This is a genomic window from Sphingopyxis indica (assembly GCF_900188185.1).
In the GTDB taxonomy this organism is placed as follows: Bacteria; Pseudomonadota; Alphaproteobacteria; order Sphingomonadales; family Sphingomonadaceae; genus Sphingopyxis; species Sphingopyxis indica.
Genome location: NZ_FZPA01000001.1, coordinates 115,981 through 138,267 on the forward strand (window position 1 = coordinate 115,981; position 22,287 = coordinate 138,267).

Sequence of the window (22,287 nt, forward strand, 5' to 3'; positions counted from 1 at the left end):
TGTTGCGGCGCCTTGGTGGCGCTCGACCCCTGTTTTCGATCGCGCCCTCTTGTCAGAGTCGCGCGGCGGCGTCCAGCGCCAGCATATAGCTGCCCGCGCCATGCCCCGCAAAATGTGCCGCCGCCGCCATACCGACATAGCTGACATGCCGAAAGGGTTCGCGTGTCATCGGGTCCGAAAGATGCACCTCGATCACCGGCACCTTGATCGACTTGATCGCGTCGTGAAGCGCGATCGACGTGTGCGTATAGCCGCCGGCATTGAGCAGCACCGCCTTCGCGCCCGCGAAATGCGCTTCGTGCAGCCAGTCGATCAGCACGCCCTCGTGGTTCGACTGGCGGCAGTCGACGCGGAGGCCGAGGCCGGCCGCCTTTTCCGCGAGGCGCGCATGAATCTCGTCCAGCGTATCGTGGCCGTAGATCTCCGGCTCGCGGGTGCCGAGGAGATTGAGGTTGGGGCCGGAGAGGACGAAGACGACGGGAAGTTCGGGCAATGTCCGGGCTTTCGGTTGCTAGGTGGCGCACTCCCCCTATATGGGCTGCTCGGCAAAAGGCAAAGAAGGGCGCAGGCGGTGATCGCGATCATCCTCAACGGCGAACCGAGACAGGTGCGCGAAGGCAGCATCGCCGACCTCGTCGCGTCGCTCGGGCTCGACGTGAAGAAGGTCGCGGTCGAGTGCAACCGCGCGATCGTGCCGCGCTCGACACTGGCCGACGTCGCGCTCGCCGAGGGCGACGCGCTCGAGATCGTTCATTTCGTAGGAGGCGGTTGTTGACCGACCAATGGAGCGTTGCCGGGCGGAGTTTCACGTCGCGGCTGATCGTAGGCACCGGCAAATATAAGGATTTCGAGCAGAATGCGGCGGCGGTCGCGGCGTCGGGCGCGGAGATTGTCACGGTCGCGGTGCGCCGCGTCAATGTGTCGGACCCGGGTGCGCCGATGCTGACCGATTATATTGATCCCAGGAAGGTCACCTACCTGCCCAACACCGCCGGCTGCTTCAACGCCGACGATGCGATCCGCACGCTGCGGCTGGCGCGCGAAGCGGGGGGCTGGGACCTGGTGAAGCTCGAAGTGCTCGGCGAGGCGAAGACGCTCTACCCGAATATGCGCGAGACGCTGACCGCGACCGAGACGCTCGCCAAGGAGGGCTTCCTGCCGATGGTCTATTGCGTCGACGACCCGATCGCCGCGAAGCAGCTCGAGGATGCGGGGGCGGTGGCGATCATGCCGCTGGGCGCGCCGATCGGATCGGGGCTCGGCATCCAGAACCGCGTGACGATCCGCCTGATCGTCGAGGGCGCTTCGGTTCCCGTTCTCGTCGATGCGGGGGTCGGCACGGCGAGCGACGCGGCGGTGGCGATGGAACTCGGCTGCGACGGCGTGCTGATGAATACCGCGATCGCCGAGGCGAAAGACCCCGTCCGCATGGCGCGGGCGATGAAGCAGGCGGTTGAGGCCGGACGCGACGCCTATCTCGCGGGGCGTATGGGCCAGCGGCGCTATGCCGATCCGTCGAGCCCGCTGGCAGGACTTATCTGACAAAAGGCCCAAGGAATATGGCGTCAAGCCGTTGCAGCGAAGACGGCCTCCGGTGAAGGAGGCCGTCGCCTTATATGTCAGGGCGCTTTCCGGATCGCCGGCGGCGTCCAGCGGCCGTCGAGCGCTTCGCGTCGGGGCAGGTAGAGCCGCAGGTTCATCGTGAACGGCCCGGCGGGGGCGGGCAGCCAGTTCGCTTCCTTGCCGGCCCCCGGCGAATCATGCTGGATATAGAGGTCGAGCGAACCATCGGCGTTGAAGTTCAGCTCGTCGCGGTCGCCGATCGCGAAGCGGCCCAGTGGATTGGCGGCGAAAAATTGGTCGGCGCCATACATGGTAAGCGACCAGAAGGCATCGGCCGGCGGAATCTGCTCCTTGTCGAAATGCAGCACATAGCGCGAGGCGCCGTTGAGCGGTTTGCCGTCGGCGTCGAGCGGCGCCATCGGATAGATGGCCTCCTCCGGCGGCAGGGCACCGAGGCCCGCATAGGCGATGAAGGCCCGCTGCAGATAATCATTGCCATAGACGCCGAGCGCGTTGCCGAGCGCAACCCAGCCATTGGCGGTCAGCCGCACGCGCGTCCGGTTGTCGACGATCCGGCGATAGGCGTCGGCGGCGGCGCGCGACAGGCCGCGCTGCACCGCGGGATCGACCGCAGCGAGGTCGAAGCTCTTGCCGGGAACCAGCCCGACGCGCTCCATGCGCAGCAGGATCGCATAGTCGGTGGCGTGCGGCGGGTTGCGCTTCAGCGTTTCGGCAAAGAGCGAATAGAAGGCGGCGGGGCTCATTCGCGCGAGCTGCTCGACGGGCGGGGTCGCCATGTCGATCGAGGGATCGGGCTCCATGGACGCTTTGCTGGCTGGCTGCTGTTGGCCCCACGACGACAGCGGCGCCGCGGCATAGCCCGCCTGAAGTCCGTGGACATGATCATAGTCGGGCGCGCCGTTGGTCTGGATGCGGCCGATGATCCAGCCATTGTCGGTCGGGCTGCGCACCATCCGCATCCCGGCGGGCAGTTCGCCCTGCCAATGCGGCCCGACGAGCGCAAAGCTGCCGCCCTCGTTGCCGGTCGTGCGCGTGCCGAGCGCCGCGAACACCTCGGTCCACATGTCCATGATCGGCACGACATGATAACGCCCTGCGGTGTTCGGCATGGTGACGACCAGCGGCTCCTTGCCGACATCGAACCAGAGCGTCGAATAGAGGGTGTCGGCGTTGGGCCGCACGACCTCCTTGAAGCCGGCATCGGGATAGGTCCGCATATGCGCGAAATGGTTCATCGGCGCGCGCGGGCGCCCCGGCGAACCCGCGTTGGTGAGAACGCGGCGCGACACCTCCATCAGCACCATCGGATAAGCGTAGGTGTAGGCGTCGAGCCCGATCGCATAGGCTTCGTCCTCGCTCACCGGCGCCGCCTGCGCGGGCGCCGACAGCAAGCCGGCGGCGAGCGCCAGCAGGGCCAGAAATTTCGTCATTCTTCCCGTCTCCCTTCGTGTTGGCGTTCGCGGTAGCGCCCGCGGCGGCGCCCGTCTGTCGCCGCGCCGACAATCGCTTGGGATTTTTCGGGGCAGCGATTAGGTTCCGTGCGGGAGGGGCAGCGATGACCACGGAAGCGAAGACGGTGGGCGGCAAAGGAGGCTGGAACGGCGATGCCCGCCTTGCCGCGCTGCGTCTTTGCCCGCCCTTCGCCGATTGGGATGACGGCGCGCTGGCAAGGCTCGCCGCGATCGCGCGCGTCGAGCATCATGCCCGCGGTGCCGAAATCTTCGCGCGTGATCCCGAACGGCGCGAGGCGTTCGTGATCGCCGCCGGCGAAATCGAGATCAGCCGCGTTTCGGCTTCGGGGCGCAAATATGTGCTGAGTGTCAGCGGCGCGCACAGTGTGCTGGCGCTGGTCCGGCTGCTCGACCGGCAGCCGATCCACTTCACCTACCGCGCCTATGGCGACACGACGCTGCTGCACCTGCCCGCAGCACGCCTGATCGCGATCCTCGACGCCCAGCCGATGCTGTGGCGCAGTATCGCGCTGTTCATGTGCGCGCGGCAGGGGGACAGTCTGCGCCTCCTCAACGATCAGCAATTGGGGTCGCTCGAACAGCGGATGGCCGCGACGATCGTCGACCTTGCGCGCATTCACGGCATCGAGGGGAAGGAAGGAACCGAGGTCGGCCTGCGGCTGCCGCAGGAGCAACTCGGCGCGATGCTCGGCATCACGCGTCAGAGCGTCAACAAGCTGCTGCGCGGCTTCGAGGAGGCTGGGCTGATCACGACCGACTATAATCGCCTGACGATCCGCGATCACGCAGCATTGGACCGGATCGCCGCCTCGCGCGATTGACTTTGCCGGCGTCGATCAGCGCCCGCCCGAAGCGACCAGATCGACGTCGGTCATGCCGCCGTCGCGGCGCGCGAAGACGACATAGGCGAAATCGCCATTGGTCCCGCCGAGAATATGGTCCTCGCCGTCGACGCGATGGTCGGTGTCATAGCCCGCGCGGATCGCGAGCGTGTTGTAATAGTCGAGCACGCCCTGCAGCGAAGCTGCGGTCTGGAAGTTGACGACGCGCAGATTGCACTTGCTGTCCTTGACGCCGGCAGCCTCGCGCACCGTCGCGCGCGGATAGACGCTGAAAGCGGCGGGCAGCCGGTCGGCCCAGCCGCGATCGTAGCTGAGCGGACTTTCGCATTTGATCTTCGATTGCTGTGCGGCGAGCGCGCCGATGGTCTTGGGCTCGTTCGCGCCGCCTGCGAAGGGAAGGGCGTTCGGCGCCTTGACCAGCTTGCCCGCCTTCATCGCCGCAGCGGCTTCGGCCGCCGCGGCGGCGCGGCCCGCCGGGATCGCCGGAACCCCGCCGTCGATCAGGCGGTTCCCTGGAGTGATCGCATTGCGGTTCGACTGGCCCGCGAGCTTGGGGTCGACCATGATCCTGTCCTGAAGCGCGTCCCTGATGGCCGGGTCGGCGTCGACGAGTCCCTCGTCGAGCGGCGACAGCTCGGCCTGCTCGGGTTTGTCGCGGCAGCCGGCGAGCCCCGCCGTCGCCATCAGCAAGGCCGCAACGAGCCATTTTCCGCGCACCATCATCGCTAACACTCCCTTAATCCATCCCCGACCTGTGCCGGATGCTGGTAAAGAAGATGTGAGCAAAAGTCCTTAACCGGGAAGGCTTTGTTAGCCGAATATTGTCTCGGTACGAGACAGGTCGGGATTGCAGCGGATGAGGCGCGAGGTTTCGACCGCCGCCTGGCGGTGGACGACCGCCTGCCGGTAAACGGGATCGGTGACCATCTCCATGAAGGCGCCGCTGTTCGGATATTCGGCGACGAAAACCGCATCCCAACGCTCATCGCCGGGGCCGATCACCATCGCCTCCATCGTTCCGCGCCAGACGATGCGGCCGCCGACGCGCTGGAACACCGCTCCGCTGTCCTTGCCATAATGGGCATAGGCGTCGGCTCCGGTGAGCGGCTGTCCCGCGAGCGGATGATCGGCGGGGTAGTCGGCCTTCGCCTTGAAGCGGACGAGGTTGAGCATGTGGATCTTCGTATCGCGCGGCAGCGCCTTGAACGCATCGAACTGGGCGCGTTCGGGGTCGACAAAGCGGTCGGTCATGGTTGGAACTCCCTGCGTTTGATCCGCCACTGGTCGGCGCTCTGGACCCAGGCGTCGACCGGGGCATCCTGAAACGGGGCGGGAAGGCGCGTCGGGCCGCTGTTCGTCGCGCCGAGCCGCCGCGCGAGCGCCTGCGATCGGCTGTTGCCGGGGTCGATGCAGTGCATCAGCTGCGGCCATTTCAGAAACTCGACCGCGAAATCGCACGCGGCGATCGCGCCCTCGAAGGCGTAGCCGCGCCCGGCGAATTTGGCGCGAACGCCATAGCCGACCTCGGGACCGGGCCAATCGGCGGGCTCCCACGGGCCGAGCCGCCCGACCCACTCGCCGCTATCGCGTTCGATCACCGAAAACATCGAGAAGCCCCGGATATGCCATGCGCCGGCGAGCGCGCACCATAGGCGCCACGCCTGCGAGCGAGCGCACGGACCGCCGAGATATTTCATCGTTTCCGCCTCGGCGCACATTTCGGCAAAGGCGTCGAAATCCTCGGTTGCGGGCGGCCGCAGGATCAGCCGCTCGGTGACGAGAAGGGGGCCGTTGAGCATCGCTGTTCCTTTCGGCGGCGGACGGGCGATGCTTCTGGAGCATGGGGGCGGCGAGGGCAAGGGGCCGCATAAGACGAGGGCGCCGACCGATGGCCGGCGCCCTCTCCATCACGTAGTGCGGGCGGAGGGGTCTCGGACCCGCACCCGTAACGGTGCTCTCTAACGGCACCTATATTTGTCGCGGTCGATCTCGCGGCCGAGCAGCGCGCCCGCGCCGGCGCCGATGATCGTGCCGAGCAGCTTGTCGCCATCTCCGGCGATTTCGTGCCCCGCGAGGCCGCCGACGGCGCCGCCGATCAACAGGCCGGTCGTGCCATTGTCCTTCTTGCAGTAATAACGGCCGTTCTTGCCGCGCCAGATGCGCGTGTTGGGGCCGACGCGCTCGCCGTGCGATGCATAATAGCGGCGGTCGTGCTTCTTGTGATAATATTGATTCGCCTGCTCCGGCTGGTGGAGACCATAGGCCTGTGCCGGGGCTTCGACCGACACGCCCGCGAAAGCGGGAGCGGTCGCTGCGATGCCGATGGCGGCAACCGCACCCGTCAGGCTCTTGGTAATCAAACGCATCATTCGTCCTTTCCTGGTTCGGCGCCTCCCCGCCGGTCGGCTTTGGGCGCTTCGCATGGAGAACGGGCAGGGGTCGGATTGCGTTGCATGAACGTCAGGCAACACGACGACTTGAGGGCTGACGCCGACGAAATGAATGCCGCTTGCGGGGCGGCGGGAGGCGTGCGACACTGCGGCCATGCTCAACATCCTGTCGATCTTTATCGGACTGATCGCGCTGATCCTGGCGATACCCGCCTTCATTCCGCTGCTCGGCTGGGCGAACTGGATCATCATCCCGATCGCGATCGTCGGCCTCGCGCTCGGCGCGATGTCGAGCAGCAACGCCGGGCGCAACCTCAATATCGTGGTGATCGCGATCGGCGTCGTTCGTCTGATGCTGGGCGGGGGGCTGATCTGACCGGGCTGAAACGAAGGCGCGGCGGGGCTCGACAAGCCATCGCGGTGGCTCTTGTTCAATAGGCGTTTCGATGCACCATAACTTGCACCGTGCGTAAAAGGATCGAAATATCGCGCAGCAGCGACCAGCCGCGCTGATATTCCAGGTCCGAATCCAGACGCTTGACGATGTCGCGCTTGGTGTTGGTTGCGCCCCTGAAACCACGGATCTGGGCGAGGCCCGTGATTCCCGGTTTGAGCGCGTGGCGATGCCAATATTGCCGATCGACGCGCCAGAATAATTCGTTTCCAGCCGTCGAACCGAGCGCATGGGGGCGCGGCCCGACCAGGCTCATCTCGCCGAGCAGCACGTTGAAAAGCTGCGGCAGCTCGTCGATGCTGGTCTTCCGGATGAACCTTCCGACACGCGTGATCCGATCGTCGTCCCGGCTGGCCGACCGGGTGCCGGTTGCGTCGGTCGCCTCGACGCGCATGCTGCGAAACTTCAGAATCTGAAATATGCGGTTGCCGCGCCCCATCCGCTCCTGCCGAAAGAAAACCGGTCCCGGGGAATCGAGTTTGATCGCGAGCGCCACCATCGCCATCAGCGGCAACAGTACCACCAGCGCCGGAATCGTCAGCGCAAGGTCGAGCGCACGCTTTTTCACCCGATTGGCTCGATTGAGCGGCCCCCACGAGACCACGAGTGTCGTCACTCCTTCACGATTCCGCGTCGTGATCGGTCCGAGTTCGGCGATTTCCGGCATCACGATCTCACCCAAGATATTCACGCCTTTCAGCGCCCGGGCCCATTCCGCCCTTCGCTCGGGCGCGCAAACGATCGTTACGCGGTCATAATCCTCCAATATCTTGCCCAGACGGTCCAGCATATATGGATCATCCAGATCGGCGCGAAGTCTCGATACGCGGGCGTCGATGATCTCGCGGTCGAGATATGACGTCGGCAAGCGCGCGCCGTCGGCAATTACGAGTTCGGCGGTCATCTGACCGAAAATCTTGCGGACGGCATGACAGATCAAAAGCCGTTGAGCGACCAGAAGAGTCAGCGCAGCGCCGAGGCCCAGGCCGAGCGCGAGACGGGGAAATTTGCTGGTTACGCCGAGCGAGAAAGCGACAAGCAGAAAGACGAGCAAAGTCATCGCAAAGGACGTCAGCGTTTGACGACAGCTTTTGACCGGCTCGGTCAGGCAGCGCGGATTATAGGCCTGGTTTTGAAATGCGATTGCTGCCTGCACGAACAATGCGCCAGGCATCATCGTCCATAACCCACCCGCAACGGGCTGTGGCGCTTGAACGATCAGCACTACCGCAAATCCCGCAATCAGTGCGAACGCGTCCAGCAGGATCAGACTCAGACACAGCCAGATCTTGGCATTTCGCCGCGCCGCTTTCGCCAACGGGATACGCACGGGCGCGCCGTGGAGCGCCAGGTCGATCTTGGTCATCGGGCACAACACTCCTTGAGATCACGCGATCATGTTGCAATGCAGCATGTCCCAGATGACAAGGAATACAAGCGGGCAGCGCGAACCTGTGCCGGATGCAGGACGATCCGTGCGACGAGGTCGCGTGCATGGAGTTCGCCTTGCGCAGTAAGAAGCCTGTGCATGCCGCCTGCCCGGGCTGCACCTAGCCGATCTTCTTGGCCTCTGCCGATCGCTTCTGCGCGAGCAGTTTGACGTCCTGAGCGCGTTCGCGCGGCAGGATCAGGATGTCATCACCTTCGACGACGACGACGAGGTCGGAAAGGCCGGAAATCGACACGCGCTTGCCGTCGGACGTCCGGATATAGTTACGCCTTATGTCGATGCCCACGACGTCGCCGACCAGCACATTGGCATCCTCGTCCTTGTCGCCCAGCTCGTAGAGCGCCGCCCAGCCGCCGACATCGGACCAACCGGGATCGACGGGAACGACGACGACGTTTTCCGCGCCTTCCATGACGGCATAGTCGATCGAATTCGAAGGGCAGGCCACAAACGGCGCCTCTGAGGGATGGACGATCCGATCGCCGGCGTCGGCCTGAGCGATCGCGTCGGCGCAAGCGCTGTGAATCGCGGGTTGTTGACGCGCCAGTTCGGCCAGGTAGCGATCGGCGCGCATCAGAAAAATACCGGCATTCCAATAATGGCCGCCCTTTTCGATCATCGCTTCGGCTGCGGCACGCTCAGGTTTTTCGACGAAGCGATCGACCGCATAGACGGCGCTATGGCCAGCGAGAATACTGCCCGCCGCGATATAGCCGTATCCGGTTTCGGGGTGGGAGGGATCGATCCCGAAGGTTGCCAGCGCGCCATCTAGCACGGCGGGCAAAGCGAGTTCGATGGCAGTCAGGAATGCCGCCACATCGGTCATGACGTGATCGGCCGGCATGACTAGCATCAGAGACTGGCTACCACAAAGCTCGGCAGCCAACGCGATCGCCGGCGCCGTGTTGCGAGCAGCCGGCTCGACAATGATCCGAGCGTCCGTGATGTTGGCTGCCGTCAGATCTTTCGTCACTTGGTCGACGTGCGACGGGCCGCATATGACGATGGGAGCGGCAAAGCGCTCTCGATCCGCAACGCGATCTATCGTCTGCCGGAACATACTCACATCTCCGACAAGTGCCTGAAATTGCTTTGGACTTGTGCCCGACGATGCGGGCCATAGGCGCGTTCCGGAACCGCCGGACAAGACAATGGGAAAAATCAACTGCTTCTCGATCATCGGTTCAGTGCCCGCTTCCTTCGGTCCAGCAGAGCAAGCCATGCGTCTCTTCATCTAGCGAAAGCATATCGGCACGGTCTATCAGCACGCATTCGCCGAGCTTCACCTCTTCTTGCGCAACCGTGCAACCAGACGACAGGGGGATGAAGGTGTAACGGCCGACCCCATCGGGCAGCAGCGCGCGTGCATTCTTGCCGGCAAGATGCCGCAAGTGAAAATGCGGACCTTCGACCAAGATGCGACTGTCTGTGTCGGCGACATGAGTGTCGCGCGCATCATAGTGGGGTGCCGCCTTCGCTACGGCAAGCCCCGCATCCAGATGCAATTCCCTATCGCGCCCATAGTCATAGAGGCGATAGGTCAGATCGACATTCTGCTGGACTTCGACGACGATCAGGCCCGGCCCGATCGCATGGATCGTGCCGGCGGGGTTGTAGATGAAATCGCCAGCACGCGGCTTTCGCCAGTGGAGTATGCTCTCGATCGAGCCGTTCAGGGCGGCATCGCGCAGTGCGTCGACGTCGCTGATGCTGGTGAGGCCTACGCCCAGCTCTGCATCTTTCGCAGCATCTAACACCAACCAGCACTCTTCTTTTCCGCGGCGGTAACCTGCCGCTTGCGCGGCCAAATCGTCGGGATGAACCTGTATGGACAGCCGTTCCGACGTGAATAGGAATTTGACCATCAGCGGGGCGGCGTCGCCTTCGGGGTCCTCAAACCAGATTTCGCCCACCCGGCGGCCGCCGAAGTCGCCAAAAGACGCAGGAATGTCGGTGCGCCCCCAGGGCTTTTCGACAACGCGGGTCTGGAGCCGGATCATCATGGCGCCGGTCCTGGGGAGTTTTCCCAATCAAGTCAACATGACCCCGCGCGATGCCGGCGATGCCCGCGCGGATGCTCAGGCGACGAGTCTCGCGCCCCGCGTAGCATGAAGCTGCAACTGGTCGGGCCAGAGGCCGCGCGTATCATAGACGATCATGTCGCGACGTTCCTCGAGCGGGATGGATTTGAAAAGCTCGTGATCGACGAGCACGATCAAAAGGTCGCACGATGCCAGCGCGCTGTCGAGATCGATCAGCGCGGCGCCGGTGCCATCGAATTCGCGCGGCAGTTCGCGGGCAAAGGGCTCGACGATGCGGATCCGCGTGCCGAAGCGGCGGGCGAGCGCGGCGGCCACCTCGACTGCGGGGCTTTCGCGGAAATCGTCGATATTGGGTTTGAAGGCCAGGCCGAGGCATGCGACGCGTGCGTTCGGATACTGCGACACAAGCATTTCGGCGGCGCCGATGACATGCGCGGTCTTGGCGAGGTTGACTTCGCGCGCGGTGCGGATCAGCCGGCTCTGCTCGGGCGCGCCGTGAACGAGAAACCAGGGGTCGACCGCGATGCAATGACCGCCGACCCCGGGACCGGGCTGGAGAATATTCACGCGCGGGTGACGGTTGGCGAGGCGGATCACCTCCCAGACATCGACTCCCATTTCCTCGGCCATCATCGAAAGCTCGTTGGCGAAGGCAATGTTGACGTCACGATAGCTGTTCTCGACGAGTTTCACCATCTCGGCGGCGCGGGCAGAGGTGGTGACACATGCGCCGCGCACGAACTGGCGATAAAAGGTCATCGCCCGGCGCGCGCAGCGCGGGGTGATGCCGCCAATGCAGCGATCATTGTCGACGAGTTCGACGAGGATGCGCCCCGGCAGCACCCGTTCGGGGCAATAGGCGATGAAGATGTCCGCAGCGCCCTCGCACGCGCCGGGAACCTTTAGGTCGGGACGATGGCCGGCGATCAGCCGCGCGACCTTTTCGGTCGTGCCGACCGGCGAGGTGGACTCGAGGATGATCAGATTGCCCGGTTCCAGCCTGGGAGCGATCGCGCGTGCCGCCGAAAGGACATGGCTGATATCCGGGCGATGTTCTTCGTCGTGCGGCGTGGGCACCGCTATGACGAAGATGTCGGCGGGAGGAACGTCGGTCGATGCGGTGAGCGCCCCGCGCGCGACGACGCCCTGGACGAGTCCGTCGAGATCGACCTCTTCGATGTGAACCCGGCCGCCGTTGACCGTTTCGACGACCTTCGGGCTCACGTCGACGCCGGTAACCTGACAGCCCGAGCGCGCGATCAGCGCCGCGGTCGGCAAGCCGATATAGCCCAGGCCGAGGACGGCGACCTTTTGTCCGGCATCAATGGGCATGTGCAACAATCTCCGCAATCTGCTTGGCCGCGGTTCCATCCCCGAAAGGATTGTGAGCGCGAGCCATCGCTGTATAGGCGCTTTCATCGTCCAGAAGGCTGAAAATTTCGGTAACGATGCGGGTCTTGTCGGTTCCCACCAGCCTTGCCGTGCCTGCCGCAATCCCTTCCGGACGCTCCGTCGTCTCGCGCATCACGAGCACGGGTTTGCCGAGCGAAGGCGCTTCTTCCTGGACCCCGCCGCTATCGGTCAGAACGATCGCGCTCAGACCGAGCAGACGGACGAAATGCGGATAGTCGAGCGGGTCGATGAGCGCGACGTTGGCGAGACTGCCGAGGATCGGCTCCATCGCGCTGCGGACCTGCGGGTTCGGGTGAACGGGAAAAATCACCCCGATATCGGCGCGCTGGGCGATCGCCGCGACGGCTTCGGCTATCGCCTTCATTCCGTCGCCGAAATTTTCGCGCCGGTGCGAGGTCACCGCCACGATCCGCTTGCCGGCAAAGCGCGCGGCAAGCGGATCGAGCCCCGCGGCGAGCGAAGGCTCGCCCGCGATGCGGGCCTGCGTTGCGAGTAGCGCGTCGATCACCGTGTTGCCCGTGACATGAATGCGGTCGGCCGGGACATTTTCGCCGCGCAGCGCTGCCGCCGCGGTTTCGGTCGGCGCAAAGTGAAGATCGGCGACGGCGCCGGCGACCTTGCGATTCACCTCTTCGGGCCAGGGGTGATAGATGTTGCCGCTGCGCAGCCCCGCCTCGACGTGGCCGACGGGGATCTTGCGGAAATAGGCCGCAAGCGTCGCCGCCATCGTCGTCAGCGTATCACCATGGACGAGAATCCGGTCCGGGCGCTCGGCATCGAAGGTTTCGCCAAGGCCCGTGACGAGCCGCGCGAGCAGCGCATCGAGCGTCTGATTCGCCTGCATCACGTCGAGATCGACGTCCGGGACGATGCGCGCGATTTGAAGCACCTGATCGAGCATTTCGCGATGCTGGGCCGTCACGCACACTCGCACGTCGACCCCGCACCGCTCGCGCAGGGCATGGACAACGGGAAACATTTTGATTGCTTCCGGCCGGGTTCCGAAAACCGTCATGACCTTCATCGGGTGCGTCTCCGGCGAGGATGTTGCAGGGCGGATTGCGGCGTCCCGGTGGCGGGCAACTGGGGTTGGAGATGGAACATTCGCGCCTCTTACGCGACGCCCGTTCATTTGAGGTAAAAATGTCGTTTGCTACAGTGCGCTGCAACATTGGCGCCATTCGGGCGTATTGCCACCGTTAAAATGGGTGGCTAGGGGAGGGCTGGGTTGTGCTCCTCGGCCGTTGGTGCCGGAAAAACAGGCGACCAAGTGACAAAGAGGCAGATGATTCCCCTCTCCAAATTCTGGAAACGCAAGGAGAAGCCGGCGTCGCCGGTGCCGCTGCATTTCTCCGTTCCCGCGGGGCGGAGGGTGTATGCGATCGGCGATATCCACGGCCGCGACGACTTGTTCGCGCAAATGATTGATCATATTCGCGCCGACCACGCCGCCCGCGGACCTGCACATCTGACGCTAATCCTGTTGGGCGATCTCGTTGATCGCGGCGCCCAATCGGCGGCGGTGGTCGAGCGCGCGATGAATCTGCGGCACGAATTTGCCGACACGCGCCTGCTGATCGGCAATCACGAGGAATGTTTTCTGGCGGCGCTGACAGGCGACGTTCGGCGGGTGCGTTACTTCATGCGGATCGGGGGCGACGCCACGGTGCGCAGCTATTGGCAGGACGACGCGAGCTTGGCCACGGCGACGTTCGAAGAGGTGGCCGAACGGCTGCCGAAACTCGTTCCCTCAGAGCACGTCAATTTTCTCAGCATGGGCGAGGATGTCGTCGAAATTGGCGATTATGTCTTCGTCCATGCGGGAATCCGCCCCGGCGTTCCGCTCGAGAAGCAGGCGTTGTCGGACCTGCGCTGGATTCGTGAGGAATTTCTCGACGATCCGGGCGACCACGGCAAAATGGTCGTGCATGGCCATAGCATCACGTCCGAGCCCGACCAACGGTCCAATCGCATCGGAATCGACGTCGGCGCCTTTCGCAGCGGCACGCTTGCGGCACTCGGCCTGGAAGGCAATCGGCGCTGGTTCCTGTTCGCCAGCGATCGGGCGGTTGAGAATGCCGCCTGATCCGGGGCGGCCCGCTCCGGTGCGTTAACGCGATCGCAGCCGAGCGTCGCTAACGCCCATTTCCAATGCATGATCGATGGAGCGGAATGTTTGACCCAAAGAGTCTTTATCACGGGGACCGCGGGGTTCGTCGGCTATCACCTGGCGCAGTTGCTGCTCAACGAAGGGTTCGATGTCGTCGGCTATGACGGCATGACCGATTATTACGATCCGCAGCTCAAGCGTCGCCGGCACCAGAATCTGCTTCAGAATGCCCGCTTTCGCGCCGTCGAGGCGATGCTTGAGGATCGTCAGGCTTTCGATGCCGCGGTCGATGCTTTTGCGCCCGAGACGATCATTCATCTCGCCGGTCAGGCGGGGGTACGCTACTCGCTCGAGGCGCCCGAATCCTATGTCCAAAGCAACATTATCGGTTCCTTTCACGTCCTCGAGGCGGCGAAGCGCCATGCGGTGCGGCATCTGCTTGTCGCATCGACCTCTTCGATCTACGGCGCGAACGAAGCGATGCCTTTCCGCGAAACCGACAAGGCCGATCTTCAGGTCTCCTTCTACGCTGCCACCAAAAAGGCCATAGAGGCCATGGCGCACAGCTATGCGCATCTTTGGAATGTCCCGACCACGATGTTCCGCTTCTTCACCGTATACGGCCCTTGGGGGCGCCCCGATATGGCGTTGTTCAAATTCGTCGACTCTATCCTCGCGGGTCAACCGATTGACCTTTACAACGAAGGCAGGCTCTCACGCGACTTCACATACGTTGAAGATCTTGTATGGGCGATTCGTTTGCTGATCGACGTTGCGCCAGAAAGGGCGAGCTCAGTTGCCGATATGGATGAGGGCGATAGCCTGTCTCCGGTTGCACCATATCGCATCGTAAATATCGGCGGCGGAAAGCCGGTCGCCCTGCTGGATTTCGTCGCAGCCGTCGAGCGTGCGGTTGGCGTTGGCGCGGATCGCAACCTGCTGCCGATGCAGGCAGGTGATGTATTCGATACTTGGGCTGACGGGAGCTTGCTGCATCGGTTGACGGGATACTCGCCGCAGACGGAACTCGATAAAGGCATAGCGTCGTTTGTCGCTTGGTATCGGGACTATTATCGACGCTAACGCTGATCGGGGAAGAGAATTGCGTTCCCTTGGTCGTGGCGCAGTCTCGAACTGCCTCAAAATGCGCCCGCCGCTGCCGTCTATGCACCAGAGGAGCGCGGCTCGACACTCGCGGCCGTTGCAGCATATTGTTGCATCCACCTCGCCGAATGATTGAACGCGAACCCCAAAAAAAGCGGGGTGAAAGACCATTCCGATCCTGCGGGCAGCGGTCGATCGCATTGTTGCAATGCCCTTGCCGGATGTTAAGAGCAGTCGCCTGTCCAGTGGAGAATCAAGTTTTGTTTAGGGAAATAGCCGTTGTAGCGATGTGTGTCGCTCTGGCCGGGTGCGCCTCGACCGGTCTTCCGGTGGGACAGGAAGCCTATGACATCGTTCCTGCTCCTTCCGAGAAGACTGCACCGGCCGAATATCGGATCGGTCCGCTCGACGTTTTGAAAATTACCGTCTTTCAAGAGCCAGACCTTTCGCTCGAAGAAGTTCCGGTCGACGCAAGTGGCAATATTCTTTTTCCGCTGATCGGACAGGTCGCGGTCGCGGGCAAAACGAGCACCGAACTATCGAGTTCGATCGCGGAACGGCTCGGTGAACGTTATCTCGTCGACCCGCAGGTGTCGACGATCGTGTCCACTTCGGCATCGCAGAACGTCACGGTCGAAGGCGCAGTCCAAAAGCCTGGCGTGTTCCCGCTTCAGGGCCCCACGACTCTATTGCAAGCCATGGCGATGGCGGAAGGGCCCACGCAGACTGCAAAACTGGGCGAAATCATCGTGTTTCGCCGTAAGGAAGACGGGGTTTACGCAGCGCAGTTCAACCTCGATGACATTCGCAAGGGGCGTGCAGCCAATCCTGAAATCTTGGGTAGCGACATCGTTGTTGTCGGCAACAGCTTTGCCAAACAGCTATTTCGTGACTTCGTCGCACTCTCCCCGGTTCTCGCGACAGTTTTTGTCCGGCTCGACGGCAACTAATCAAACTTTAAGTTCTAAAAAAGGTTTAGGCAGGCATGGCCAAAATTCGCCCCGTGAGCGGTCCGATCGACGGTCTATCGGCTGTTGTTCCAGCATCGGTCGGCCACCCGCACGAATCCGACGCCGCTTACGTCGACGAGTCCGCGTTTAGCCTCGACTTCGCGGCAATTTGGGCGGCGGCTTATCGGTCGCGCTACTGGATTATCGGTATATTCTTCGCCTGCCTGCTGGCCGGAGTTATGATTACGATTTTGTCCACACCGGTTTATCGCGCCGAATCGACAGTTCAGATCGATCAGGAAGCGGCCAAAATTTTGGGAACCGAGGACGCTGATTCTTCAGCCGCAATCCAGGATTCGGACCGCTTTCTAAAGACCCAGCTCGACGTTATTCGCAGCCGGTCTCTTGCGCAGACCGTTGCCGAAGATCTCCAGCTTTTCAATAACTCCCAATTTCTCGAAAAAATGGGGGTCGATCCCGATGCCGCGGCGTCGGATGTGCGGTCGGCAGCTGACGCGCAGCGAGAATTGGTCCTTTCGACACTGGACGACAATGTTGGGGTTTCGTTGCCAATCGATTCACGCATCGCGACGATAGCCTTTGATAGTCCGGATCCCGCATTGGCAGCCCGTGTGGCAAACAGCTTTGCGCAGAATTATATTCGCAACAACCTGCAGCGTAAGTTTGACACGTCCTCCTATGCCCGCGAATTTCTAAAGCAGCAACTCGATGAGGCGGCAATCCAGCTCGCGGAATCTGAGCGTCAGGCGCTTGAATATGCGCGGCGCACGCGGATCATCGATGCCAGCAACGCCGCAAGCGAAAATGCGAGTGGCGGGGGTCCGAAATCGCTTGTCGCCGCGACGCTGGTTAATCTCAATCAGGATTATGCCGATGCGCTTGCCCGCCGAATTGACGCTCAGAAAAAGTGGGAAGTCGCCAAAAGTCAAAATGTCATGACCTTACCCGAGGTCCTCAATAATCTAGCAATTCAGAATCTTCTGCAGCAAAAGGCAACTGTAAAGGCCGCCTATGAGCAAGAACTGCAGCGGCGCAAGGAAGACTTTCCGACCGTTCGCCAAGCGAAAGCGCAACTGGACGAACTCAACGACCAGATTGAAGTGATCGCCGCGGGAATCCGCCAGACGATTCGCGGTCAGTATGAGACGGCGCTGAGCCAGGAAAATGCCATCCAGGCTCAGATGTCCGAACTGAAAAATGACACGCTGAATGAACAGAGCGAAGCTGTGCAGCTCGGAATTCTGCAGCGTAAAACAAGCAATGATCGACAGCTCTACGACCTTCTTTTGCGCCGCTACAACGAACTGAATGCCGAAGCCGGCGTGCAGGCGAACAATGTTTCGATCGTTGATCGGGCAATGACGCCATCCAATCCTATCAAGCCTAGTATCCCATTGAACATAGCGCTGTCCGTGCTTGCCGGGATAATTCTTGCCGGCCTTTTTGTGTTCGGGCGCGAACAATTGTTCAACATCATTCGGACTCCGGACGATGTGACGCGCAAGCTTGGCCTTCCTTCCCTTGGCGCGATCCCAAAGATGCAGGACGAGAGTCAGATCGAAGTCGAAATTCTCGATCCGAAAACGCAGGTTTCAGAGACCTTCTCGAGCCTGCGCTCGTCGCTCATGCTCGTCTCTTCCCATGGTCTCCCGCGCAGCTTGATGTTTACCAGTTCGCGGCAGGGGGAAGGCAAGTCCTCTTGTTGTTTCGCGACAGCCATTGCGCTCAGCCGCATTGGTAAGCGTGTCCTCGTTGTCGATCTCGACTTGCGCCGCCCGGTTCAGCATCGGCTATTCGGCGTCAAAAATGGCGTCGGCATGACCGATCTGTTGACGCACAACAAGTCGCTCGAAGAAGTGGTTCAGCCGACAAGCCACGAGCGTGTCTCGTTCATTCCGAGTGGCGGAATTCCGCCTAACCCCGCGGAATTGCTGGCAAGTCCCGACTCTCCCGCCGTTATCGACCAATTGACGTCAGCGTATGACGTAGTCTTGATCGACAGCCCACCGACTCTGGGGCTTGCGGACGCGATTGAAATCTCGAACCTCGCAGAGGGCTGCGTATTTGTGGTCGAGGCCGGAAAGAATCAAAGCAGCAACACGCGCGCCTCAATTCACCGCTTGCTGTCTGGCGGAGCCAATGTTGTCGGCGTGCTGTTGAGTAAGTTCGACCTCAAGGATGCCGGCTATAATTATGAATACGCATATCAATACACTTATAAATATGAATGATGGTATTTCCGGCTGGCTTGGAAGAAAACGGGCGATTTGAACGGACTAAACGGCTGCCTGGGCGCGAGGGGCGATCGGATTTTGTCCACGCCGCATTGCGGCACGAGCGGGCAGTCGCGAGGAGGCTATGAGACGGCTACGGCGCATCTTTCTGGCCTATGCCACCTCGGGCGTGTCCAAACTCGCCACTGCAGGAGTTCAGCTCCTTGCTCTGCCGATTGTACTGGCGGCGGCAGGCAGCGAAAAATTCGGGGCAATGATGACGGTCGCCGCGATGGGCTCGCTACTGCAGTTTCCTGCACTCGGTTTTAGTTCGTCGGTCGGCTATTTGATGTCGTCGTCGATAGGGCACGGCGACGAGACAGAAGCCGCGAAATGGCTGCGCAGCGCCTTGATCGTCGTGGCAGGCATCGCTGCGCTGCTGCTCACGGCGGGACTGATTCTGATCGGCTTTCTGCCCGTTCACGCATTTTTGGGCGAGGGGGTTAAGGCCTTCCCGGCCGAGGCGCGAGCGATGCTGCTGGCGGCGCTGGTCCACACAATCGGCGTCTATCTCTTCAACATGGTCGAGGGCGTTCGCGCGTCTTTCCATGAGAACTTTATCACGAATCTCTATTCTTCGGCAGGATCGGGACTTTCCTTTGTGGCCGTTCTGCTCGTCGCTCGAGTGGCGCCGAGCTTGCCGCATTTTTACCTGGCATTGTTTGCTCTGCCGGTATTCGTCCAGGGTCTGAATTTGACAATGTTCGCGCTTGGCCGCTCAAAGGCGTTTCGCGGCAATCTCGCACGAGGCGCGATCGACCCGATGCCGGTCATCGCAAAGGCTGTCTCATATGCGAAGGCGCAAGCTGGGATCGTCCTCCATCTACATGGCTTCACTTATCTTGTCAGTCATATGATCGGCCTAACGGCTGGCGGTGCGATTGGCGCGGCGATACGCGCTCTCGTACTGCTGGCAAGCTTTGCGCAATCGCTCCTCAATCCTGTCTTTCCCGTCATTTCGCAAGCATTGGTCAGGCTCGATGCGACCGGGTTCAAACGCTATTATCTTGCGGCGGTCGCCTTCTCGGCTTCCTATGCGCTGGCGGTGGGAGCGACTTTCGCCGTCGCTGGCAACCATATACTCGAATTGTGGCTTTCGATCAGCATTCCGGGCGGCGAGCCAGTTCTCTTGGGAATGGGATTGCTGGCGGCGGGTTATCTGGGCGGGCATTTGCTCTTCAACATCCTGGTATATGTCGACCAGTCGAAATATTTTGGCTATTCGGTCGGGTTGTCCGGAATCGCCGGCTTTGCGATAAGTTATTTTCTGCTAGGCCGGGCCGGCATGAGCAGCGCGTTGATTGCAAACGCGTCGATTCTCTTTGTCACGGCCTATTGTCTGCAGCTCATCTGGTTGTTTCGGTTCTACCGAAGCGCTTTTCCTGCCCTGCCGTTAGCTACGAAGTGAGAAATCATGTCCATTGCACAACGACTAAAGAAGCTCCGTTGGGCTTCATTTGTTGAAAAAGTTACTGGCGAGCGAACGGCCAAGGAACTGCTATACGCGCATATGCTGGCAGAAGCTCTACGCACCGCAAATATTCCCTGCCAGCCCTTCTATCCCATCGGCGGCGCAGCGAATTATTCTCTTTTATATTTGATCTATCGAATCCAGACCGAGTTTGCGCCGACGGCCACGCTTGAACTTGGCATTGGCCAGTCGACGCTTTTGCTCGACGCGCTGGGCGCGGGCGGCGTATCGATCGAGCACGATGAAGATTGGGCCGCCATCATGCGAACGAAGGTCGAGCGGGAAATTCTTGCTCTTCCGCTTGAGCCACGCTCCTACCGCGGGGTCGAAGCGAACAGCTACGTTTTTGATGGCAGCAAGGCATTTGATTTCGCAATTGTAGACGGACCGCAAGGGTCTGCTCGCAATAGCCGCTGGGGAGCGCTTGAAATCCTCGAGCGCAGCCTGGCGGACGAGTTTATCGTCATTTTCGATGATGCCGAACGGCGGGGCGAGCAGGACACCGCCATGGAGTTTCAGCGGATGCGTGGGGGGAATGTGCATATTGTTCGCGCAGCATCCTCCCAGTGTCTTATTTTTACGGACCGATTCCGCGCAGCCGGTTGGTTTTAGCGTCGGTTTTTCCGCGCGGAGGACGCTTTCTTATTCGGTCATCACCCATATCCTGACGGAAACAGTCCCCGACACCCCGCGCTGATTGCTGTCGTACGATATGTGAAGCGCTTCGCCTGCCGTGCGATCGATGAGCCGGCCGGCTGTGCCATCACCGGAGACCACGCCTCTCGGTGCCGTGTCACTAAGGAGTATTCCACCGTTTCTTGCCACAAGCGACGTCAGCATGCGGCCAAGCTCCCTACCTTTTGCTCGGCGCGGATAGACCGCAATCTCTCCGCCTTCGCGAGGATTATCCCAGCGCGCTTCAGCAGATAAAAAAATTGCCGAGCCCAACGGCTCGTCAAGTGGAACGATTGTGTTCTTCTGCGCGGCACGCGGCTGAAATCGAATGTCGACTGGCCGGACTGCCCGAGGTATGAACGACCGGTCGTTGCCGTGGTTTGTGTCGGGGTGGGTGAGCGTGAGGCGATTGCCGACGTAGAGGTCGCGCGAGCTAAAATCCTGAGCAGCAAATCGTATCTGTCGTTCGCTTACTTCGATTGCATTGCCACGTACCGTTTTGAATTGGCCAGCATGAAACCACTCCGCGCCGATCGCACTGGTAAAAGGGTTTCGCTGAATAAAGACGATCGCGAAGCCGGTAATGGTTGAATCGACGATTGAGAAAGTTGCACCACCCGTGGCAGCGCAGAAGGTCATTGATGGCCCCTTAGAAAGGCTTTCGAAGCGTGAGTTATCAGAAATTTTGAGATTCGCGAAACTTTCGACCAGAATAAGCGGCAGCGAAGAAGGCACGCGCGCCTGCACATAGTGATGGTCGCGCACGACGAGATCGGACGAATAGATGGAAATTGTTCGGTCTTGCGGCGCCTTGATTGCTACCGGCCGGGTCGCATCCACATTATCGGCGAGCAGGCATCCGTTAGAGCCTTCGGAAACCGCCCAGCGAATGTCGACGGGTTGGGTTTCCGAGCGAATTACTGTGCCTTCACAGCGGCAACGATAAACGCTTCGCATTTCGACGCCCATGATTGCCGGGTAAGTGCCTGCCCAGAGGATGGTGCCACCGATCAGGGCGATATCGTTTACGGGCTGATCAACCAGCTCGATGACGGGGCGGCCATCGATATACGGCGTGCCGCGGCCAAAGGGCTGCGCTTGATTGACGTTCCCCGGGCCGTTGTAATCATTGGTGACACGATCCCACGCCACCCCGTCGTCATGCAAAAGGTCCGCGCCGCGACACGTCCCGGTGGTGCGCGCGCGAAAAACGCCCCCGATATTAGGGTCGCCTCCCAACTTACCCGGCGCCAGATGGGGATGATAACGACATTCGCCTGCCGCGATACGTTCACCGGCGCGCCAGTCGGCCGGGTCATAAAAGGGCCCACCGGGCTCGAAACCCCAGGCTTTAATGGGCGCGTCGATTGCAGTTTCCAGCTCGATCTGGCCCGAGACGGTATCGCGGCGCACAACTCTGTTTAGTCGGTCGTAACGATAGAGCGGATCGTCTGCATCATAGGGGTCGTAACCGAACGATACGCGGACGATGCTTCCAGGAGCAAAGGCTTCGGCATCGGAAGGCGACACTGTTCGAACCAGCTTTGTCCCGGCCGCCCCGTCTCGCAATGCTGCGCGAGGAAAAACCGGCGGGTGCCCCAATCGCGTCGTCCGGTGCTCGCGTCCGCCATAACTGCGCATAGCAATTAGTCGCCGCCCCTTGGTTAGCCCTCTACCTGCGAAGCGCAGAATCGTTTCCTCATGGAGGCGCCAGGTGGCGGTCATCAGCAGGTCGGCGAGAAGGTTATATGTTCCAGGCGAAAATGAAACGCTCAGGCCAAGGGTTCGCGCCATCCGATCTGCTGCAGTGATGGCTCGATGATTGTCGGCGATCTCGGCCGATGCTCCAAACCACTGCGGGCGGAGATCACCATCTACGCGCCGCACCCAGGCGCCGTGCCTGCCGTCAGGCTTGTCGACCGGAGGAACATGGAGCCCCTGCTCGGGATCGGCGGCGACGCGCGCCGACAAATCCTCGTCGACCCAGTCAAATACCCCGTCTCGACCCCGCTCGACTAAGTGCACCGGCGATGCTT

20 protein-coding genes and 1 pseudogene are annotated in these 22,287 nt (G+C 61.6%); 9 read left to right on the forward strand and 12 right to left on the reverse strand.

The features are described from left to right. Window positions 1–52: 52 nt before the first annotated feature. A complete protein-coding gene (locus CHB69_RS00465; RefSeq protein WP_089214032.1) occupies window positions 53–493 on the reverse strand; it encodes a type II 3-dehydroquinate dehydratase in 441 nt (146 codons plus the stop codon). Between the two features lie 78 nt (window positions 494–571). Here CHB69_RS00465 and thiS point away from each other — a divergent pair. Then, window positions 572–1,542 (forward strand): annotated as a pseudogene (gene thiS / locus CHB69_RS00475) (sulfur carrier protein ThiS). A gap of 77 nt (window positions 1,543–1,619) precedes the next feature. Here the strand turns inward: thiS and CHB69_RS00480 are convergent. Continuing rightward, window positions 1,620–3,014 carry a DUF1254 domain-containing protein gene (locus CHB69_RS00480; RefSeq protein ID WP_089214034.1) on the reverse strand — a complete coding sequence of 465 codons (1,395 nt, stop codon included), beginning with the start codon at window positions 3,012–3,014 and terminating at the stop codon, window positions 1,620–1,622. Window positions 3,015–3,139: 125 nt separating this feature from the next. Between CHB69_RS00480 and CHB69_RS00485 the strand changes: the two genes are divergently transcribed. After that, window positions 3,140–3,877: a Crp/Fnr family transcriptional regulator gene (locus CHB69_RS00485; RefSeq protein ID WP_089214035.1), complete on the forward strand. Its 738-nt coding sequence runs from the start codon at window positions 3,140–3,142 to the stop codon at window positions 3,875–3,877. A gap of 15 nt (window positions 3,878–3,892) precedes the next feature. On the opposite strand, the gene CHB69_RS00490 is transcribed toward CHB69_RS00485, so the two are convergent. From CHB69_RS00490 to CHB69_RS00505, 4 genes are all read right to left on the reverse strand, one after another. Beyond that, the gene (locus CHB69_RS00490; protein WP_089214036.1) at window positions 3,893–4,621 is read right to left on the reverse strand and encodes a hypothetical protein; all 729 of its coding nucleotides are present in this window, start codon (window positions 4,619–4,621) and stop codon (window positions 3,893–3,895) included. Window positions 4,622–4,708: 87 nt separating this feature from the next. Beyond that, complete coding sequence (locus CHB69_RS00495) at window positions 4,709–5,149, reverse strand: DUF1330 domain-containing protein (RefSeq protein WP_089214037.1); 441 nt, start codon at window positions 5,147–5,149, stop codon at window positions 4,709–4,711. Continuing rightward, on the reverse strand, window positions 5,146–5,697 hold the full coding sequence (locus CHB69_RS00500; RefSeq protein WP_089214038.1) for a GNAT family N-acetyltransferase: 552 nt from the start codon (window positions 5,695–5,697) through the stop codon (window positions 5,146–5,148). Before CHB69_RS00500 ends, CHB69_RS00495 begins: the two co-directional genes overlap by 4 nt. Before the next feature lie 159 nt (window positions 5,698–5,856). Then, a complete protein-coding gene (locus CHB69_RS00505; protein WP_425442381.1) occupies window positions 5,857–6,267 on the reverse strand; it encodes a glycine zipper 2TM domain-containing protein in 411 nt (136 codons plus the stop codon). Between the two features lie 175 nt (window positions 6,268–6,442). Between CHB69_RS00505 and CHB69_RS00510 the strand changes: the two genes are divergently transcribed. After that, complete coding sequence (locus CHB69_RS00510) at window positions 6,443–6,664, forward strand: hypothetical protein (RefSeq protein ID WP_089214039.1); 222 nt, start codon at window positions 6,443–6,445, stop codon at window positions 6,662–6,664. A gap of 55 nt (window positions 6,665–6,719) precedes the next feature. On the opposite strand, the gene CHB69_RS00515 is transcribed toward CHB69_RS00510, so the two are convergent. The 5 genes from CHB69_RS00515 to wecB form a co-directional block, all read right to left on the reverse strand. Further along, on the reverse strand, window positions 6,720–8,108 hold the full coding sequence (locus CHB69_RS00515) for an exopolysaccharide biosynthesis polyprenyl glycosylphosphotransferase (RefSeq protein WP_089214040.1): 1,389 nt from the start codon (window positions 8,106–8,108) through the stop codon (window positions 6,720–6,722). A 184-nt stretch (window positions 8,109–8,292) separates the two neighbouring features. Further along, window positions 8,293–9,372, reverse strand: a complete 1,080-nt coding sequence (locus CHB69_RS00520) for a mannose-1-phosphate guanylyltransferase/mannose-6-phosphate isomerase (protein WP_089214041.1) — start codon at window positions 9,370–9,372, stop codon at window positions 8,293–8,295. A 4-nt stretch (window positions 9,373–9,376) separates the two neighbouring features. Then, the gene (locus CHB69_RS00525; protein ID WP_089214042.1) at window positions 9,377–10,195 is read right to left on the reverse strand and encodes a class I mannose-6-phosphate isomerase; all 819 of its coding nucleotides are present in this window, start codon (window positions 10,193–10,195) and stop codon (window positions 9,377–9,379) included. A gap of 75 nt (window positions 10,196–10,270) precedes the next feature. After that, window positions 10,271–11,566, reverse strand: coding sequence for a UDP-N-acetyl-D-mannosamine dehydrogenase (gene wecC, locus CHB69_RS00530; protein WP_089214043.1), 1,296 nt, complete (start codon window positions 11,564–11,566; stop codon window positions 10,271–10,273). Then, the gene (gene wecB / locus CHB69_RS00535; protein ID WP_089214044.1) at window positions 11,556–12,671 is read right to left on the reverse strand and encodes a non-hydrolyzing UDP-N-acetylglucosamine 2-epimerase; all 1,116 of its coding nucleotides are present in this window, start codon (window positions 12,669–12,671) and stop codon (window positions 11,556–11,558) included. Before wecB ends, wecC begins: the two co-directional genes overlap by 11 nt. A gap of 204 nt (window positions 12,672–12,875) precedes the next feature. Between wecB and CHB69_RS00540 the strand changes: the two genes are divergently transcribed. The 6 genes from CHB69_RS00540 (at window position 12,876) to CHB69_RS00565 (ending at window position 20,188) form a co-directional block, all read left to right on the forward strand. Then, window positions 12,876–13,733 (forward strand): metallophosphoesterase, encoded by an 858-nt coding sequence (locus tag CHB69_RS00540; RefSeq protein WP_342746761.1) that lies wholly within the window; start codon window positions 12,876–12,878, stop codon window positions 13,731–13,733. 69 nt (window positions 13,734–13,802) lie between these two features. Continuing rightward, a complete protein-coding gene (locus tag CHB69_RS00545) occupies window positions 13,803–14,840 on the forward strand; it encodes an NAD-dependent epimerase/dehydratase family protein (RefSeq protein WP_089214046.1) in 1,038 nt (345 codons plus the stop codon). Window positions 14,841–15,190: 350 nt separating this feature from the next. Continuing rightward, entirely contained in the window at window positions 15,191–15,811 is a 621-nt protein-coding gene (locus tag CHB69_RS00550; RefSeq protein ID WP_170935381.1) for a polysaccharide biosynthesis/export family protein, read from the forward strand. A gap of 35 nt (window positions 15,812–15,846) precedes the next feature. Then, window positions 15,847–18,063 carry a GumC family protein gene (locus tag CHB69_RS00555; protein ID WP_089214048.1) on the forward strand — a complete coding sequence of 739 codons (2,217 nt, stop codon included), beginning with the start codon at window positions 15,847–15,849 and terminating at the stop codon, window positions 18,061–18,063. 127 nt (window positions 18,064–18,190) lie between these two features. Continuing rightward, entirely contained in the window at window positions 18,191–19,513 is a 1,323-nt protein-coding gene (locus CHB69_RS00560) for a lipopolysaccharide biosynthesis protein (RefSeq protein ID WP_141133880.1), read from the forward strand. Between the two features lie 6 nt (window positions 19,514–19,519). Next, window positions 19,520–20,188 (forward strand): hypothetical protein, encoded by a 669-nt coding sequence (locus CHB69_RS00565; RefSeq protein WP_141133881.1) that lies wholly within the window; start codon window positions 19,520–19,522, stop codon window positions 20,186–20,188. Window positions 20,189–20,218: 30 nt separating this feature from the next. On the opposite strand, the gene CHB69_RS19555 is transcribed toward CHB69_RS00565, so the two are convergent. Continuing rightward, window positions 20,219–22,222, reverse strand: coding sequence for a hypothetical protein (locus CHB69_RS19555; protein ID WP_141133882.1), 2,004 nt, complete (start codon window positions 22,220–22,222; stop codon window positions 20,219–20,221). Window positions 22,223–22,287 lie beyond the last annotated feature (65 nt).

Coding starts and splice junctions, on each gene's coding strand:
- CHB69_RS00480 (WP_089214034.1), bottom strand. CDS start 3,014: ATGACGAAATTTCTGGCCCTGCTGGCGCTCGCCGCCGGCTTGCTGTCG.
- CHB69_RS00485 (WP_089214035.1), top strand. CDS start 3,140: ATGACCACGGAAGCGAAGACGGTGGGCGGCAAAGGAGGCTGGAACGGC.
- CHB69_RS00490 (WP_089214036.1), bottom strand. CDS start 4,621: ATGATGGTGCGCGGAAAATGGCTCGTTGCGGCCTTGCTGATGGCGACG.
- CHB69_RS00495 (WP_089214037.1), bottom strand. CDS start 5,149: ATGACCGACCGCTTTGTCGACCCCGAACGCGCCCAGTTCGATGCGTTC.
- CHB69_RS00500 (WP_089214038.1), bottom strand. CDS start 5,697: ATGCTCAACGGCCCCCTTCTCGTCACCGAGCGGCTGATCCTGCGGCCG.
- CHB69_RS00505 (WP_425442381.1), bottom strand. CDS start 6,267: ATGATGCGTTTGATTACCAAGAGCCTGACGGGTGCGGTTGCCGCCATC.
- CHB69_RS00510 (WP_089214039.1), top strand. CDS start 6,443: ATGCTCAACATCCTGTCGATCTTTATCGGACTGATCGCGCTGATCCTG.
- CHB69_RS00515 (WP_089214040.1), bottom strand. CDS start 8,108: ATGACCAAGATCGACCTGGCGCTCCACGGCGCGCCCGTGCGTATCCCG.
- CHB69_RS00520 (WP_089214041.1), bottom strand. CDS start 9,372: ATGATCGAGAAGCAGTTGATTTTTCCCATTGTCTTGTCCGGCGGTTCC.
- CHB69_RS00525 (WP_089214042.1), bottom strand. CDS start 10,195: ATGATGATCCGGCTCCAGACCCGCGTTGTCGAAAAGCCCTGGGGGCGC.
- wecC (WP_089214043.1), bottom strand. CDS start 11,566: ATGCCCATTGATGCCGGACAAAAGGTCGCCGTCCTCGGCCTGGGCTAT.
- wecB (WP_089214044.1), bottom strand. CDS start 12,671: ATGAAGGTCATGACGGTTTTCGGAACCCGGCCGGAAGCAATCAAAATG.
- CHB69_RS00545 (WP_089214046.1), top strand. CDS start 13,803: ATGATCGATGGAGCGGAATGTTTGACCCAAAGAGTCTTTATCACGGGG.
- CHB69_RS00555 (WP_089214048.1), top strand. CDS start 15,847: ATGGCCAAAATTCGCCCCGTGAGCGGTCCGATCGACGGTCTATCGGCT.
- CHB69_RS00560 (WP_141133880.1), top strand. CDS start 18,191: ATGAGACGGCTACGGCGCATCTTTCTGGCCTATGCCACCTCGGGCGTG.
- CHB69_RS00565 (WP_141133881.1), top strand. CDS start 19,520: ATGTCCATTGCACAACGACTAAAGAAGCTCCGTTGGGCTTCATTTGTT.